1 protein-coding gene is annotated in these 345 nt (G+C 40.6%); it reads left to right on the top strand.

Annotated features, from left to right (window positions below; genetic code table 11):
• Positions 1-345, top strand: a 345-nt coding sequence (locus ACEO2X_RS14300) for a transposase (protein ID WP_371972195.1), incomplete at both ends; no start/stop codon positions are given.

Raw genomic sequence — 345 nt, 5'->3', positions numbered from 1 at the left:
ATCCCTTTGTTTGGTTAGATGCCATACATTACAAAGTGAAGGATAAAGGTGTTTATGTGAGCAAAGCGATCTATACCATTTTAGCTTTAAATGTTGAAGGTAAGAAGGAACTACTCGGCTTGCATTTGTCGGAAAGCGAAGGGGCGAACCATTGGCTTAGTGTACTGACAGACCTACAAAATCGTGGTGTTCAGGATATTCTGATTGCCTGTGTAGATGGACTAAAAGGTTTCCCCGAAGCCATAGCAGCGATTTACCCTCAAACAGAAATACAACTGTGTATCGTTCATCAAATTCGTAATTCTTTACGCTATGTTGCCAGTAAAGATCAGAAGGCATTTATGG

Origin of the sequence: Acinetobacter sp. AL9 (assembly GCF_041464035.1) — a bacterium.
In the GTDB taxonomy this organism is placed as follows: domain Bacteria; phylum Pseudomonadota; class Gammaproteobacteria; order Pseudomonadales; family Moraxellaceae; genus Acinetobacter; species Acinetobacter towneri.
Note: the sequence above shows the minus strand (reverse complement) of the source record. Positions and strands in the feature narration are given on the sequence as shown.